Annotated in this window: 13 protein-coding genes; 5 read left to right on the top strand and 8 right to left on the bottom strand. The window is 31.2% G+C overall.

The features are described from left to right. Positions 1-79: 79 nt before the first annotated feature. Positions 80-547 (top strand): Lrp/AsnC family transcriptional regulator, encoded by a 468-nt coding sequence (locus Q0958_RS14415; protein WP_150901128.1) that lies wholly within the window; start codon positions 80-82, stop codon positions 545-547. 224 nt (positions 548-771) lie between these two features. Here Q0958_RS14415 and Q0958_RS14410 read toward each other — a convergent pair whose 3' ends face one another. The 8 genes from Q0958_RS14410 to Q0958_RS14375 all read right to left on the bottom strand — a co-directional run bounded on the left by Q0958_RS14410 (position 772) and on the right by Q0958_RS14375 (position 9,139). Further along, the gene (locus Q0958_RS14410; protein WP_299124278.1) at positions 772-2,301 is read right to left on the bottom strand and encodes an amidohydrolase family protein; all 1,530 of its coding nucleotides are present in this window, start codon (positions 2,299-2,301) and stop codon (positions 772-774) included. Positions 2,302-2,399: 98 nt separating this feature from the next. Then, complete coding sequence (locus Q0958_RS14405; protein ID WP_299124277.1) at positions 2,400-3,608, bottom strand: membrane dipeptidase; 1,209 nt, start codon at positions 3,606-3,608, stop codon at positions 2,400-2,402. Between the two features lie 23 nt (positions 3,609-3,631). After that, a complete protein-coding gene (locus tag Q0958_RS14400; protein ID WP_299124275.1) occupies positions 3,632-4,066 on the bottom strand; it encodes a MarR family transcriptional regulator in 435 nt (144 codons plus the stop codon). 222 nt (positions 4,067-4,288) lie between these two features. Continuing rightward, complete coding sequence (locus Q0958_RS14395; RefSeq protein WP_299124274.1) at positions 4,289-4,894, bottom strand: lysine exporter LysO family protein; 606 nt, start codon at positions 4,892-4,894, stop codon at positions 4,289-4,291. Beyond that, the gene (locus Q0958_RS14390) at positions 4,884-5,165 is read right to left on the bottom strand and encodes a LysO family transporter (protein ID WP_299124272.1); all 282 of its coding nucleotides are present in this window, start codon (positions 5,163-5,165) and stop codon (positions 4,884-4,886) included. The genes Q0958_RS14395 and Q0958_RS14390 overlap by 11 nt, the downstream gene beginning before the upstream one ends. A gap of 12 nt (positions 5,166-5,177) precedes the next feature. Then, positions 5,178-6,098: a pyridoxal-phosphate dependent enzyme gene (locus Q0958_RS14385; protein WP_299124271.1), complete on the bottom strand. Its 921-nt coding sequence runs from the start codon at positions 6,096-6,098 to the stop codon at positions 5,178-5,180. A 6-nt stretch (positions 6,099-6,104) separates the two neighbouring features. Further along, entirely contained in the window at positions 6,105-7,499 is a 1,395-nt protein-coding gene (locus Q0958_RS14380; protein WP_299124269.1) for a hypothetical protein, read from the bottom strand. A gap of 500 nt (positions 7,500-7,999) precedes the next feature. Next, positions 8,000-9,139, bottom strand: a complete 1,140-nt coding sequence (locus Q0958_RS14375; protein ID WP_299124268.1) for a helix-turn-helix transcriptional regulator — start codon at positions 9,137-9,139, stop codon at positions 8,000-8,002. Between the two features lie 285 nt (positions 9,140-9,424). On the opposite strand from Q0958_RS14375, the gene Q0958_RS14370 reads away from it, so the two are divergent. From Q0958_RS14370 to Q0958_RS14355, 4 genes are all read left to right on the top strand, one after another. Next, positions 9,425-10,768, top strand: coding sequence for a serine hydrolase domain-containing protein (locus tag Q0958_RS14370; RefSeq protein ID WP_299124266.1), 1,344 nt, complete (start codon positions 9,425-9,427; stop codon positions 10,766-10,768). 84 nt (positions 10,769-10,852) lie between these two features. After that, positions 10,853-12,082, top strand: coding sequence for an alpha/beta hydrolase-fold protein (locus Q0958_RS14365; RefSeq protein ID WP_299124264.1), 1,230 nt, complete (start codon positions 10,853-10,855; stop codon positions 12,080-12,082). Positions 12,083-12,293: 211 nt separating this feature from the next. Further along, positions 12,294-13,484 carry a PD-(D/E)XK nuclease family protein gene (locus Q0958_RS14360; RefSeq protein ID WP_299124262.1) on the top strand — a complete coding sequence of 397 codons (1,191 nt, stop codon included), beginning with the start codon at positions 12,294-12,296 and terminating at the stop codon, positions 13,482-13,484. A 234-nt stretch (positions 13,485-13,718) separates the two neighbouring features. Next, entirely contained in the window at positions 13,719-15,395 is a 1,677-nt protein-coding gene (locus tag Q0958_RS14355; RefSeq protein WP_299124261.1) for a hypothetical protein, read from the top strand. Positions 15,396-15,397 lie beyond the last annotated feature (2 nt).

Raw genomic sequence — 15,397 nt, 5'->3', positions numbered from 1 at the left:
ATTATACTATTTTTACTCTTTAAAAAGAATTTTATTCTTTCACACAAACACTTAACTGATGAAAACAGGAAAAAATACCGTGCACACGCTAGATCATATCGATTTAAAACTGATTAATGAGCTGCAAACCGACAGTAAACAGTCCATAAAACAACTAGCTGCTAAAGTAAACTTGTCAATTACACCTACGCATGAACGTATTAAACGTATGGAGTCTAATAAGGTTATTGATAAATATGTAGCTATTGTTAAGCCTGAAACTTTAGGAAAAAGTTTAATTGTGTATTGTCAAGTTACCTTAGTTAAGCATCAGGAGGTATTTTTTAAAGAATTTGAAAACTATGTTGCTGATATTGATGAGATAGTTGAAGTATCCTACATTGCTGGTGCTTATGATTTTTTATTAAAAATTATTTTAAACGACATGAGTCATTATCAAGATTTTGTAATGAAGAAAATTTCTCAATTAGAAATTATTTCCAACATCCAAAGTTCTTTTATTATCAAGCAAACGAAAAATACGACTAAAATTAGTGTTCATCCATAAAACAAAAAGCCCTGCTCTAATAATAGAGCAGGCACTTTTCTTTAATCCCCTAAAAAAATCAATCTTTTGTTCCGATTGATACTACAAATAAACTCCTAATAAATTACTTTAGTATACTTTAAGCATAGAAAAAACTTATTTTGAAATAATCAAAAATTACTCGCTGTAAAACTCAAGTATTCAACTGAATTTTTCATGGGGTTTATTGACTTTTTTATTGTCTTTTACCTTTTATTTAAAGTATAAAGAGGAGTAACAGTACTATTTTCATCTCTTAATTCAGCTCCTGAATATATTGTTCCTTTTTTTACTACATATAAAGGTTTAGCCCAAAAAGTTATGTCTTTTAAAGGATTTTGTTCATACACCAAAAAAGAGGCTGGTTTTCCTATAGCTATCTTTCCTAATTGATTTTCAAAACCTGTTGCTTCTGAATTTATTAAAGTTGCTGATTTTAACACTTCAAATATAGTCATACCTGCTCTTTCCTTTAACAACCTATACTCTATATGACCTCCTGGTAATTCATCATTCCCATGTACATCACTACCTGCAGCTATCCTAATACCAGCCTTTAATGCATTTTTTGTTAGTAAATTTGCCATATCGTTAATACTTTTTTCTTTCCTATCATTATACACTGCAAATGTAGGTTCTAGTATTGTTCCTTTTTTCTTCATTATTTCCCATAACTCTTTCTCTCCATACTTTTTAAGTGCGGACTCATTGGTTTCTCCTTCTGGTAATCTTCCAAAGATTTGAGCATGTGATACTACTTGCACTCCAGCTTCTGAAGTTTGTTTTGCATCAGATGGTCTAATTGCCCAATGCGCCCATACTTTTAACCCGGCTTTTTTCGCAGCATCTGCAATTTTTTTTGCTAAGTTTCCGTCAATATCATAGTACAATTTTACCGCTGTAGACCCAATTCCTTTTACACGTTGCATTAAAGATGTTAAATCTGTTTCTTTAGTTACTTTGTGTGCCCAAGCCCCAGTTCCAAGCTCCACTCCAACCGAACTAGCAATCACTCGAGAATCTGAGAAAAAATTAGGTCCTGCTAGAATACTAGAAAAGTTTAAATCTGGTCCTAATATTTGATTCGCTAATAATTGTCTTTTATAATATGCTAAAGCTCTACCATCTCCTCCCATATCTCTAATTCCTAAAATTCCAGATCCTAGAACTTTTCTAAACCCTTTTTTAACACTTTCATATGTTTCTAGACTAGGATCAGTAGCATAATGCACATGAGAATCAATTAATCCTGGCATTATATATTTTCCTTTTAAATCTATTACAATAGCTTCTTTGTTTAACTTTTTAGCATTGCCTTTATAGATATCTGTTATTTGAGTTCCTTTAAAAACAATAGTGCTATTTACTTTTGGTTTTGAACTAGTTCCATCAATTAAATTCACATTTGTTAAAGCATATATTTTAGATTCAACTTCTTCTACTGCTTCTTCAATAGTTATTTTTCCTTTAGAAAAATCGTTTAATAGTATTTTTAACTCTTTAGTAGATGAGTTTTCCTGCATTAAGTTCAATACAATTTTTACTAATTCTGGTGATGGTACATAACTTAAAAACCTATTTATATTTTCCTTAACCTCTACTGGTTTTTCTTTTATTAACTTATCTGATTCTTTTACTAAAGCTATAATTTGCTTTTCTCGTTCTTTGGGTATTTGTCCTAAAAAAGCATGATTAATTCCGAATACAATTAGTATTAATAATATCGTTTTCTTCATTTTTAAAATTATTTTAAAAGTTTACATTAATTTATTAGTTGTAAAATACAACTTTATTAATCTGACGGTGTCTTTTTGTTTTTGTTACATAAAATTATTTAATCTTTAAAAATTTCTGTTAAAGCTCTTTGGAAGTTATTACCAAGAACCATTTGTATATGCTCATCCTTATAACCTCGTTTTAATAAACCTTCAGCAATATCGTATGTTCTGTATGGATGATTAAGCTTTTCTATAGTAAGTAAATATTCTTCGTTGGTATGTGTTTGATACTTTTTTGGAGCATTTTCTAGTCTTTGTTTTCTGAGTTCCTTAGGAATGTAATCTTCAGTATACAACCCTTGATCGCTTCCTATTCCTACGTATTCTATACCAACTAATTGTGCGACATGATCTATATGATTTAAAAAATCATCGATAAAAACTGGTTCTTTTTCACTAATCATAAAACGTAAAATAGGAATACCAATAACTCCGCCCGTTTTTGCCATTGCTTTAATAGCTTCGTCTGTTTTTGCTCTTGCAACTCCTTTTGCTATGCTTCTGCAAGCTCCATGTGTAATTAAAACAGGTTTATTGCTAGCTTCAATTCCTCCTAATGTAGTTATATCACCGCAATGAGACACGTCAACTCCCATTCCAACTTCATTCATACGCCTTACAACCTCTTTACCATATGGAGTAATTCCAGTATCTAAATTTTCAAAAGCTCCACAACCTATCCTGTTTTTGTCATTGTAAGTTAATTGAGAAACTCGCTGCCCTAATCCATAAAAAAGATTAATATCATCTAAAGTTCTAAAATGCTTAGAATCTTGGTTTGTAATTAACATCCCAATTTTGTCTGAAATTCCAATGTTTTTCAGCTTTTCAATAGTATCTATACGTTCAAAGTATTTAGGATTAGAAGCTATGATTCCGTTTTGTGTTGCCATAAATAACAACATTTCTTCATAAGAAGGTAACATATTTCCCCACCCAAATACATTTATTCCACAACTTTTAACGAATTCGTAATCTTCTTGTGTAAAAGAATTAGGTACTTTTTCCCATAATTCTGCTAGTGGTAACCCATTTCGCTTGTGAATCCAATCGCCATAATCGCCAAGCATATCTATACAGGTAGCTTGATTTACTAATTGAATTGCCTTTTTTGAATATCTTTTTAATGCCTTATAATTGGGGTTCTGTTCTTTTTTTTGCGCTGCTTTTGACTTTTCCTCACACATAACCAAGGATGGTAAAACAACTCCAGCTGCAGCAGTATAACCGAGTTTTTTAAGAAATAATCTTCTGGGTGATTTCATATTAGTTATTATTTATGTTTATGCTATTCATTTAAGTTTTGTATCATTTGTGTTAGTACTCTTTTTACTGTATTCAAATCTTCTTCACTAATATTTTTTTCAGATTTTTCTGTGATTGTATTCGCAATTTTCAAAGTTTCTTTTTCAAGTTCTTTTCCTTTTTCAGTAATAAAAATGAGTTTATTTCTCTTATCAAACTCAGAACTTTCTCTAATAATTAATTCTTTCTTTTCTAAATCGACTATTTGCCTAGCAATAGTACTTTTTTCTTTATTGGCTCTTATTGAAAGATCTCTTTGGTTTACTCCATCATTACCCCATAAATAGAACAACAACTTCCATTGTTCTACCGTAATTTCAATATTATTATTATTAAACTCTTCTTGTAGTTTACTTACTAAAAGACGCTCGGTTACACTAATAAACCTTGATGACGAATTATATGTTTGTTTTTTCATTTTCTCAAAATTAGTTGCAATTTACAACTTTTAATCAAAATGAATAATCAGCTTCAACTTAAAACAAGATAAATGAAAACTAGAGGGTAAATAGTATTATACATAACTACAAACCTTTTTTAACAACAATACTATGTAATCTCCTCTATTATTCTCATCTACTTTTTATACTAACCTGATAAAAATCAGCAGAACTATAGTATAAAGAAACATCCTTTTTCTTTATACAAAAGTTAATATAAAAGGTACCAAAAACGGTACTATAATCGTAAGTATTACACCACTAAACACCGCTATAATTGCCCACTCTTTACCTGTTGTTTCAGAAATAATAGGCAAACAAGTATCCATAGAAGTTGCTCCACCAGCTGTGATAGCTCCAAGCTTTCCAAAATACTTTACAAAAAATGCTGCGGCTAAAAGTGTTATGATTTCTCTGGAAATATTAGAAAGTAAGGCTATTACCCCTAAGGTTTCTCCACTTATTTCAGTAATAAAAATGGACGATAAACTATAGTATCCAAATCCAGCACCTACCGCCATTGCTTCTACCATGTTTATATCTTCAATAAAGAAAGAAATAATTGCAGTCCCTAATAAAGAACCTACTATAACACAAAGTGGCACTAATATGATTTTAATTTTTGTTTCTCGTATAACTTTAAAGGCTTTGGTATCTGAACCAATCCCGATTCCTACAAAAAACATTAATGCATATAAGGTATATAGCGTAAAGTCGTTATTGATTAAAAAATCGGGTAAGAATTTATACAATGCTAGCAATAATCCTATTACAAACATTAAAAGAATGGTAAGACTATTTTTCATTTTTAGCGACAAAAAATAATTTATACGTGAAATATGCCAATAGCAAACTTCCAAACATTGCTCCTAAAGTAATAAGGAGCGCTTGTAACCCTATACTTCCCATATTAGACACAATGGTTTTATTCAACCCAACTCCTATTCCCAGTAAGAATAGCAACAAGTAAATTACCATACTGGTTGCTTTTTCTGAAAATCGGATGATTTTTGATTGATTTCTAAACACATATCCTAAAACAATACCTAGTGTCATTACTAATAATACTGGTAGCATATTCTATTAATCTTATTTAAAGTGTTGATATAAATAATTGAATTCTGTGTTGGCTCCTCCACACACAATAACTAAAATGTTATTACTTTCAATTAATAATTCAGGGTGGAAATACGGAACAGATATCGCAGCTCCACAAGCAGGTTCTACCAATACGCTTTTTTCATTTAAAAAATCGAAAGAAGCTTTGAGCGCTGTTGCATCTGATACTTTTACTGGTTTTATTGTAAATTCTTTAGCTAACTCTAAGGCTTTGGTTGTTATTTTTTTAGCTCCTAAACTTGTGGCTATGGTTTTAATTTCTTCTAGCTCTACAATTTTATTTGCCTGATAACTTTCATAAAAAGATGCTGCTCCTATGGTTTCTGTAGTAATAACTTGTGTATTGGTCCATCCGTTTTTTTTCATGCCTTCTAATACTCCGCACAACAATCCACCACCACCTACTGAAACAATAACCGTATCGGGTTGTTCCATTTGTTGGGCACACTCATCTATAATACTAGCGTGTCCTTTCCATAACAACGGATCGTCGAAAGGCGATACATATACCGCATCTTCTTGCGCTGCTGACTTCAAAGCATACTGATGTGCTTCGTCCCAAACATTGCCATGCACCTCAACTTTAGCTTCTAAATCTTTGATTTTATCAATCATAAATTTAGTGGTTGTACTAGGTACTACTACTTTTACACTTACTCCTAACTGTTTTCCAACATAGGCTAATGAATAACCCGCGTTTCCTCCTGAAGAAGACACAAATTTTGTTTTTCCTTCTCCAATATGATGCCTGCATAATTCTTCCATTCCTCTAATTTTAAAAGAATTGGTTGGCTGATAACAATCCATCTTATAAAAGACATTCTTATGCTGCTCATTAAAAAGCTTATGTGATTGATATATTGGAGTTTCTAAATAAAATTTGTGTCTCATTGTTTATTAGTTGTTTCTAACTTTATATTTCTTAATTTCTTCCTCGGTCATATTGTGAATACTACTTGCTGGCGCTGCCTTAAGTGTGTACCAATAGAACTCTGTTGGAATATTAATTTTTGTGTAATAGTCTAAATATTTTTTGTGTGCTTCATCGCTCTTAGGTAAATCAGTAGCAGCAGTAGCTCCACCACCCCACGAATGTACTCCAATTTTAGCTCCTTTTGCTATGGTTCTCTTTTTACCAGCTAAAAAGAAATCTGTTCCACCTGATGCAATCATGCTTTTAGAATTTAATCTAGTGTTTAATCCAAATTTATGTACATATAAACTTGCACGCAAATTAGCTACATCATCAATAGAACCTGGTACACTTAACATTTCTATTGTTTTTACTTCTGGATGTTGGAAAATTAATTCTAAAACAGCCGCTGGTGTACTACTACTTATTGTTCCATTCATATAAGCTACATCTCCTTTTACTTCAAACTTAGCTGTAGACGCTCCTGACTCTAATCCTTTAAAGATTTCGTTTTCATTTAACTTTCCATCTTCATTGCTATCCCAAGCTACAACTTCACCTTGTACTTCTGCTGGTGCATCCTTAATTACTACATAAGCTTTTCCTCCAGAGAATTGTTGTAAAATTTCTTTTGCTTGTTGTTTCAATGCTGCTTCTCCTGGAAAGATGGCTTTTTCAAAGTTAAAATTATTCATTTCTTCTTTACTTACCGATCTACTTCCATCTGTATCCATCATTTGTAAAAACTGTACCATTTCTTCTGGAGCTTCATTCATTTCTATAATGTTGTTCTTGTTTTTATCAACATCCTTAAAAATATCGTCGCTTTCTTTTTGTTGTTCTGTATGATAGCTAGCTACAATCTCTGCAATATCGTCTGTAGCTATTTTACCTTTTTCTTTTTGCATTAACAACAGTACGTCTAAAGCTTCGTATGGATTGATAACTCCATCTCTGTTGGCATCTAAAATTGCCATGTCAGACACTTTATTTTCTGCTCCTTCTTTTACTCTTTTGTAATGCAACGTAATCAACTGTCCATCTATTTTTGTTTTCAGTGTCATTTTATTACTTTTAAAAGATAACACTTTAAATACGCTCTTCTTCCCGTCTGTTGTTATGCTAATTTCTTTTTGGTTTTTAGACGCTTTCCAGTTTCCCTTTTTTTGTTCCGTACCAATTACTCCTGTAAAAACTCCTTTTGCTGTATAAACCTGAAATACTTCAGATGTTTGAAAAGCATCTTGTGGTGTTAATTTAGAACCGTCTACTTCTAAAGTTTTTAATTTCCATTTTCCTAAAATAGTCTTCGAAATGTCTTGGGCTAAAACATTTCCTACTACTAAAAAGGCTACTAATGCCAGTAAGTTTCTTTTCATTTTATTCTTGTTTAAATTTATTTTACTAATCATATTCTTTTCTATTTGTAACATAAAAAAACTCCGTATACCAACCACATTTATGTGATTAAGGTATACGGAGTTTTCCGTAGGTTGTTTACTTTATTCCCCAATTTCTTCCTTAATGTTAGAAATAAAGCAAGCAACTGCATTTACATACAGTTACTTTTTGTATTCAGATAACGAGTTAACAAAGGTAACTTATTTATCTTCTAATCAACTTTAACAAACTATAAAGTCTTCATATTATTTTCAAAATAAAGACACTCTACTCCAAGATGAAACACAGCTATTTTGTAGAGTGCCATATCAAGTCCATTAAATATTATTATCTATTCAATTTTCTTAAAATCCCCCTTTTTCAAACTTCCCCTCTATCAAAGGTTGCTTGAAAACTTGATGCAAAGTTGAGTTGAATTTTTAGAATTCCCAGTAAAAACAAGGGTAAAGTTGTCCTGATTTTAGAATTCTGTACAAAATTACGTAAATCGGGACTCCTTGTATTTTATAGGAGTCATCTGAGTACTGTTTTTAAATGCTGTATAAAACGACGTTCTACTTTTAAATCCAGATTCGTGTGCTATGGCTTCAATGGTAAAATTATTCTCCAAGTTATTTTTCAATAATTTCTTGGCATATTCTACTCGGTAGTTATTAATAAACTGATTAAAATTAGATCCTAAATTCGCATTGATTGTAGCTGATAATTTTCTTGGGTGCACACCAATTTTTTCAGCAACATCAATAATGGTTAAATCGACATGTTTGAAAAGTTCAAACTCTTCAACCGTTGCATGCAGTTTATCAATTATTTCTTTGGTCTCCACATTATTTTCTTGAGGCAATTCTTTTGCTGTTTCTTTTTCAGTACACGATTCTGAAGTATTGATATTGGTTTCTTCTGGAATTAACAATTTTACTTCGTGCTGCATAATTCCTTTAAACGATGCCCAAAAAATAAGACACATATTAATGATAAGGAATGCCGTATCTAATAAACTAATTGCCGACTCTTGAAAAATAACCACTACTATTAACGCTACAAACGACGACATAAAATAAAGGAGTATGGTAAGTGAGAAATATTTAATCCAAATAATCCCTTTATATTCTGTAGTTGAATATTGATTTTTAATTTTCTTGGTGTGAACAGTTATGAGTTTAAAAGTTCTTACCATGATTACAATACTATAAATAATTCCTCCAAAGTAATATATCAATCCGAATATAGATGAATCAAATACTTGAACGATGAAAGACAAATCGAAGAACAATAAACCTGTAAAAAAGAGAAATGCTACAATTCCCGGTATTAATACATTGTATTTTTTCTTCTCAGGTACAATGGAAATGTCTTGCACATACAAATAAAATACGGGAAACAACAACCACAAAAAATCAAACGGTAGGTATTCTAATTTTGGATAATACTTTATAAGATTTAGCTCTATAACTATTTCGTTGATAGCCCCCAAACCAAAAAGAATCATAAAAACACCTAAGAAAAACGAATTTCGCTGTTCCTTTCTATGTAAAGCAATTAGCAGTATTCCAAACGATACGCCTAATATTAATAATACAATATTTATGGTTGATTGTAATGAATATGTTATCTCCATATTAAATAAAACACTGTTCTCCATTAAGTTACAAAACATTTCACAAAAAATCTGCTACACTATACTGAAAATTTCATCAATAAAATGTAGCACATAATAATTGGCTATACCTAATAGAAAATCGTGCCAAAAAATTATAATAAGCTTCAATCGCAACCAATAAAACAGAAAATTGGTAGCTATTTATCCTCTACTCAACATTTGTTTGCAACGCAAGTGTAACATTTTGACCACTTTAATCGTCGTAAGGTGAAAATCCCTATAACTAACCTAAAATTGTAAAAAATGAACAAAGCTACTCTCCTTGTTTTCGCATTTCTTATCTGCTTATCGTGTAAAAAAAATGAGCAAAAAGCATCCTTAAAAAAAGAATCACAAACCGTAAATCCGATTTCAGAAATAGACAGCCTTCTACGTAGCTATGAGAAAAACGGAACTTTTATGGGAAGCATAGCCTTATCTGAAAAAGGTAAAACTATCTATTCAAAAACTATTGGGTTTAGCAACATAGAAGCAAATACTAAAGCCAATGAAAACACCAAATATCGTATTGGTTCTATTTCAAAAACATATACAGCCGCATTGGTATTGAAAGCTGTTGAAGAAGGTAAAATTGCTTTAGATGAAACCATAAACAAATACACCCCTAGCATTAAAAACGCTTCAAAAATTACCATTGCTCATTTATTGCAGCACAGAAGTGGTATACATAACTTTACAAAAGACAAAAGCTTTTTTGAATATAGAACGGAATATAAATCGCCCAAAGAAATGTTAGCCCTGATTGCTACTTACGACAGTGATTTTGAACCCAACTCCAAAGGCGACTATAGCAACTCTAACTACTTTTTATTAGCCTATATTCTTGAAAAGGTGTACAAAAAAACCTACAACGAACTTTTACAAGAAAAAATATGTACGCCTTTAGGTTTAAAAAATACTTATGAGCGAAAAAAAATAGACAGTAGTAAAAACGAAGCTCATTCGTATTCTTTTGCGGAAGGGAAAACAAAGTTTCCTGAAACCGACTTATCTATTACCCTAGGAAGTGCTTCTATAGTTTCTACCGCTAAAGAGGTAAACCAATTTATGACTGCCTTATTTACAGGCAAATTACTTTCTGATAAAAGTATAGCCCTTATGAAAACCGTTGAAGACAATTATGGAATGGGGCTCTTCCGATATAAAATAACCGATAGGCATGGACTTGGACATCGTGGACGTGTAGACGAGTTTAGATCTACCGCTATTTATTTTCCGAAAGAACAAGTAACGCTTACTGCAATTACCAATGGATCTAGCATTGATATTAACGATTTATTTTTAGACATTTTAAAACGTTATTTTAAAGATACTGCTGTTGAGATTTCGGAAACTGAGCTTGAAAAATTTGCAGGGACTTATGTATACGAAAAAGATGCAACGGACAAAGCAGTGTTTGTAAGAGACCACACTACTTTGGTTCATATTATAAAAGGTGAATTTAAATCTCCGCTTGTATACAAAGGCAATAACCGATTTGTTATGGAACAAATGTATGCGGAGTCTATTTCGTTTATATTTTCTGCAGATGGAAGTGAGCTAAGCTTTGTTCAAGGTGATTTTAAGGGCAAATACACCAAAGAGTAAACGCGTTATTTAGCTCATTATTAACAAAGAACAATTAAAAATTATTGTACTATTGTTAAGCCTTGCATACTTAACTATATATCGATGAAGCTTAAAATTGTTCTTTGTTTCCTACTATTTCAAACTGTTTTTTATTCGCTAACTGCCCAAGAGGCTACTCCTAATGTGGTAGGTAAAAAACAAGTGATTTCTTCGAAGGTTTTAAACCAAGATCGAGAAATTTCGATATACCTGCCTGCTGATTATAAAAAAACTGCTTATCCAGTACTGTATATTGTAGACGGACAACGGTATTTTTTAAATGGCGTACTGTACCAGAACACGTTACAGTGGCAAGACAAAACACCATCATTTATTGTGGTGGGTATACATACTCAACAGAGACAACGAAGAAAATTGTTATATCCAGACGCTCAAATGTTTTTACAGTTTTTAACGGATGAATTGATCCCGTTTGTAGAAAAAAATTACAATGCTACTCCCAAACATTTCTACTTTGGCTGGGAAATGGCAGGAGGTTTGGCACTTGAACTCCTTGCACAACCCGAAAACATTTTTACTGCTTACTTTATTGCTAGCCCCACCCATTTTACCGAAAACAGACTAAGCTCTTTGAGAAAAAAGTTAGTTACACAGGGCAATACTACCGAGTTTATCTATGTTTCTTTAAGCCCTGCTGAACATTGGGCAACGGAATCCGTTAATCAGTTTAAAAGCCTGTTAAGTAGCACTGTTTTACCTAAAACCTCTTGGAAATTCGATTCCTTACCAAGCGAAAACCATCACTCTACCCCAACCTTAACCCTGCATAAAGGTTTAAATCTTTACTTTAGCGATTATCCTTACCTACGCTTTAACACTTTAAACGATTTTAACCAATATGGTGGATTGGCTCAACTCAAAGCGCATTATGCCAAAAGAGGCGATAAATACAATACCTCTAAAGAGATTCATAAAAGCACCAAACACTTTTTGTTATTGCAAGCCATGAAAGAAAACAATTATCCTGCTTTTGCTTTGTTTATGAAAGAGTTTGGTAACTACTACCAAACCAAAACTAGGGATTTGTGGTTTAACAGGTACGCTCAGTTTTATTTACAACACCAAAAAACGAATAAGGCTATAGAAGTTTTAAGCGTTGGACTCGGTAAGTTTAAAAAATCGGCAATTCTGTTACGAAGTTTGGGCGATGCCTATATACAACAAGGCAACAAAACGAAAGCCAAGGTATTTTATACAAGGGCTTTTGAAACCGCTATACAAAATGAGGATAAGAATATTGAAGCCTATAGATTGAAATTGGAGGGGATATAGTTTTTGTTTAACAATAAAAACTTTGCAGAACCATCAGCGAACTTCGCTGATACTTTTGAAACTCTGCGAAACCTTCAGCGAGCTTCGCTGATAAAATAAAATTATATAATTATGGAAAGCCCTTACTTATAGTATGGTTTTCCGTAAATCTATGCGCTTTTTTTATTCTACTTTCGGGAACATTAAAATTTAATACCTAAATAAAATTTAATTGAAAAAAAACATTGAATATTTAAAATCAATAGCTTTTCGAACATCTATTTTGAAACATAGTCAAAGTGAATTTGATTTATTACTCTCTAGAAAATTTAGTCCTTTTAAATACATCTGGATGAATGAGAATATAATGTCAGATATTTTTGCTGACTTGTTAAACCCCAACGGTGCTCATGGTCAAAAAGAAGCTTTTTTAAAATCGTTTATATCTAAACTCCCCTTAAAAAATCAAACTCCTTCTAACTTTCCTAAAATAGAACGAGAAGTTAGAACCGATAAAATCAAAAACAATAAAAAAAGAATAGATATTGTAATTTCTTGGGATAATGAATTTGCTATAGGCATTGAAAACAAACCTTGGACTAGTGATAGTGATAATCAATTGAAAGACTACTCAGACCATTTAAAAACTAAATACAAAAATTACCTTTTGATTTATATTTCTGAAAATGATGCAAACGAAAATAGCATGTCTTCTAAAGAAAAAAATCAATTGAAAAATGAATATATATATTTTCATATTAATTACTCTAGCTACATAATTGAATGGTTAGAGGAATGCATTAAATCCTCTCAATCTGAAAAGATTCGCTTTTTCCTAAAAGACTTTAAATCAGAAATACAAAAATATTTTTCTACTATGGATACACAAAACACAAATGAAATTGTTGAATACGCTTTAAGTTCTCCTGAGAATATTGAAAGTGCTTATGAAGCATATAAAGCTTTCCCTAAGATTCTTGAAAAAATTGCTGAAAATTTTTCTATAAATTTCATTGATCGATTAAAAGAGAAGTACGGTCATGAAAATATTAATATACTTAATGAAATTGAAGGAGATAAAATTAACATTCATTTTAGTAAAAGCTCTTGGACTGATGGTAAACGTTGCTCATTAAGAGATCATGATAAAGATAGACTATACTTATCTGCTTTTATTGAAAATGAATCTGAAAAAAGTAACTTTCATGACTTTATAAAAGATAAAATAAATGGAAGGCCTAATAAAACTCAATGGTGGGACTACCCAAGTAGATTTAATAAATGGATGAATTCACCAGAAGAAATAAAAACATTTAATACTTCGGAATCCGTGGAGTTTTTCTTAGGTGAGTTTGAAGTAATTATTAATTTAATAGACGAGTATCAAGAATCTAAGGTATGTGAACCAACTTCTTCTCTCTAGCCTTTGATTATTTATATAAACTATCTAAAACAAACGTTTGACCGTCTTGGTTATTAAATCTTTTTTAGATAGTTTAATTATCCCTTAAAAATAGTTATTAATAATAAACCTTCCTTGAACTTTCTGTTATACATTCATACATTTCAATACGGTTTTACCATATACATTAACAACTATTGCTTTTGAAAGATTCGTTATTATTTTTAAATTTATTACCAAAAGAAAAGTTGTTATATGGAAGAAGAAAAAAAAGAAGACTACAGTAGTGATTGGGCTTATTCAGAAAGTCTTCAAAAAGCAATTCATATATCAAATGCAGATAGTGGATTAAATGATTATAGATGTTTAGGTTGTCATTCTAAAATGCAAGCCGTCATTCAAAAAAAAATTCCAAGCAGATTATCTTTTTTCAGGCATCATGTACCTAAATCTATAAAAGAGAAACCAAAATGTATCAGAGCTAATAAAGAGTATCGAGAGAAAATAGCAAAAGCTATTTTAAATAGGTTGAAATATGTTAATGCTCCAGCTATATATAAGTTTCCTTTAAACTCAGAGCTAGATTTACTCCCTATGAAAATAGAACGAAAAAAAAGAATAGAAGCTTCGTATACAAAAGCAGAACTAACTTTTTACGAAGATGAAAATGGAGTAATTAGATGGGGAAAAAGCCCTAAAGTATTAGAAAAAAACTTGTTAATTAGACCTGATATTACATTCTTTAACAAAGAGGACAAACCTATACTATTCATCGAATTTATAGTTACAAACAAAATTAGTCAGGAAAAATATTTAAAACTATCAAGGATAGGTATTGACACACTTCGAATTAACATTCCAAAAAAATCAGAAGAAGATATAGAAAAAGCGTTAAAATCATCACGAACTTACAAATGGGTATATAATGAAAGAGAAGCCAACACAGAATACATTCCAGTTCCCAGAGGAAATACAAAAGAGTTTTCACAAGTTAATGATAACGAAAGAATCATTTTTGAAGAAGATTTCAAATGCAGACAAGCAGAAATTAATCAGCTCATACGTAGCATTGAAAGAAGTTTATCTTCGGAACAATACAGAAGAATTGAACACGAACTTAACCAACAAATACAAAAGGTTGAGAGAAATTCAGAAAGAGCAAAACAAAGATTGGAAGAATTGGAAGAATCAAATCGAAAAGAAGCACTTGAAAGAAATTCAGAACAAAAGGAATTTGAGGATAGAAAATACAGAGATTTGGAAACAAGATATATTAGAAAAAGAAAAGCACTTGAAAGAGATATTGAAGCAGCAACAATCAACAATGAATTTACAAGAAAAATTGCTGAGAATATCACAAGAGAAGAAAAAGAAATTAAACAAATTGAATACCAACTCTCTGTCTTTGAAACTGAGATTAGACAAAAAGTACAATCAGAGTATACAGAACCTATTGAAAGAGAAAGAAGAGAAATCGAAAATCTTGAGAAAAAAATACGAACCTCCATTAATAGAGAATTGGCTTTTACTAACAGCAATATCCAATCACTTGGAATATTATACGATGATTTACCAAGAAAGACAGGAGCAGATTTTAAGTTTTCTAAAGACATTGAAAAAAAACAAATTGAGAGAATTGGAGAAAGAAGAAATAGAATTGAGAAAGAAATACATGACAAATTTAGAAGAGAAATCTATTCTATTGAATCAAAAATCAAAGGAATTGAAAGAGAAGAAAACAATATTGAAGAATCAGTTAGAGAAGAATTTGATAGAGAACTTAAAACAAATACCGGAAGATTATCCAAAAGAACTAGAATTTTATTGGAAGCGAAAAGAATGGGAAGCTATTTCAAAACGGCTAAACTCGACGAAAATAGATATAGGAGGGCTAAAAAATTTTTTAACAAGGGAACTTGGAAAAAAGAATAAAA

The organism is uncultured Tenacibaculum sp., assembly GCF_947499065.1.
Taxonomy (GTDB): Bacteria; Bacteroidota; Bacteroidia; order Flavobacteriales; family Flavobacteriaceae; genus Polaribacter.
The sequence above is the reverse complement of the archived record's forward strand: the minus strand, read 5'-3'. Positions and strand labels throughout refer to the sequence as shown.

What these genes read in the sequence shown, in the direction of transcription:
- Q0958_RS14355 (WP_299124261.1), top strand. Translation starts at nt 13,719, where the DNA reads ATGGAAGAAGAAAAAAAAGAAGACTACAGTAGTGATTGGGCTTATTCA.
- Q0958_RS14400 (WP_299124275.1), bottom strand. Translation starts at nt 4,066, where the DNA reads ATGAAAAAACAAACATATAATTCGTCATCAAGGTTTATTAGTGTAACC.
- Q0958_RS14380 (WP_299124269.1), bottom strand. Translation starts at nt 7,499, where the DNA reads ATGAAAAGAAACTTACTGGCATTAGTAGCCTTTTTAGTAGTAGGAAAT.
- Q0958_RS14405 (WP_299124277.1), bottom strand. Translation starts at nt 3,608, where the DNA reads ATGAAATCACCCAGAAGATTATTTCTTAAAAAACTCGGTTATACTGCT.
- Q0958_RS14395 (WP_299124274.1), bottom strand. Translation starts at nt 4,894, where the DNA reads ATGAAAAATAGTCTTACCATTCTTTTAATGTTTGTAATAGGATTATTG.
- Q0958_RS14385 (WP_299124271.1), bottom strand. Translation starts at nt 6,098, where the DNA reads ATGAGACACAAATTTTATTTAGAAACTCCAATATATCAATCACATAAG.
- Q0958_RS14365 (WP_299124264.1), top strand. Translation starts at nt 10,853, where the DNA reads ATGAAGCTTAAAATTGTTCTTTGTTTCCTACTATTTCAAACTGTTTTT.
- Q0958_RS14410 (WP_299124278.1), bottom strand. Translation starts at nt 2,301, where the DNA reads ATGAAGAAAACGATATTATTAATACTAATTGTATTCGGAATTAATCAT.
- Q0958_RS14370 (WP_299124266.1), top strand. Translation starts at nt 9,425, where the DNA reads ATGAACAAAGCTACTCTCCTTGTTTTCGCATTTCTTATCTGCTTATCG.
- Q0958_RS14390 (WP_299124272.1), bottom strand. Translation starts at nt 5,165, where the DNA reads ATGCTACCAGTATTATTAGTAATGACACTAGGTATTGTTTTAGGATAT.
- Q0958_RS14375 (WP_299124268.1), bottom strand. Translation starts at nt 9,139, where the DNA reads ATGGAGATAACATATTCATTACAATCAACCATAAATATTGTATTATTA.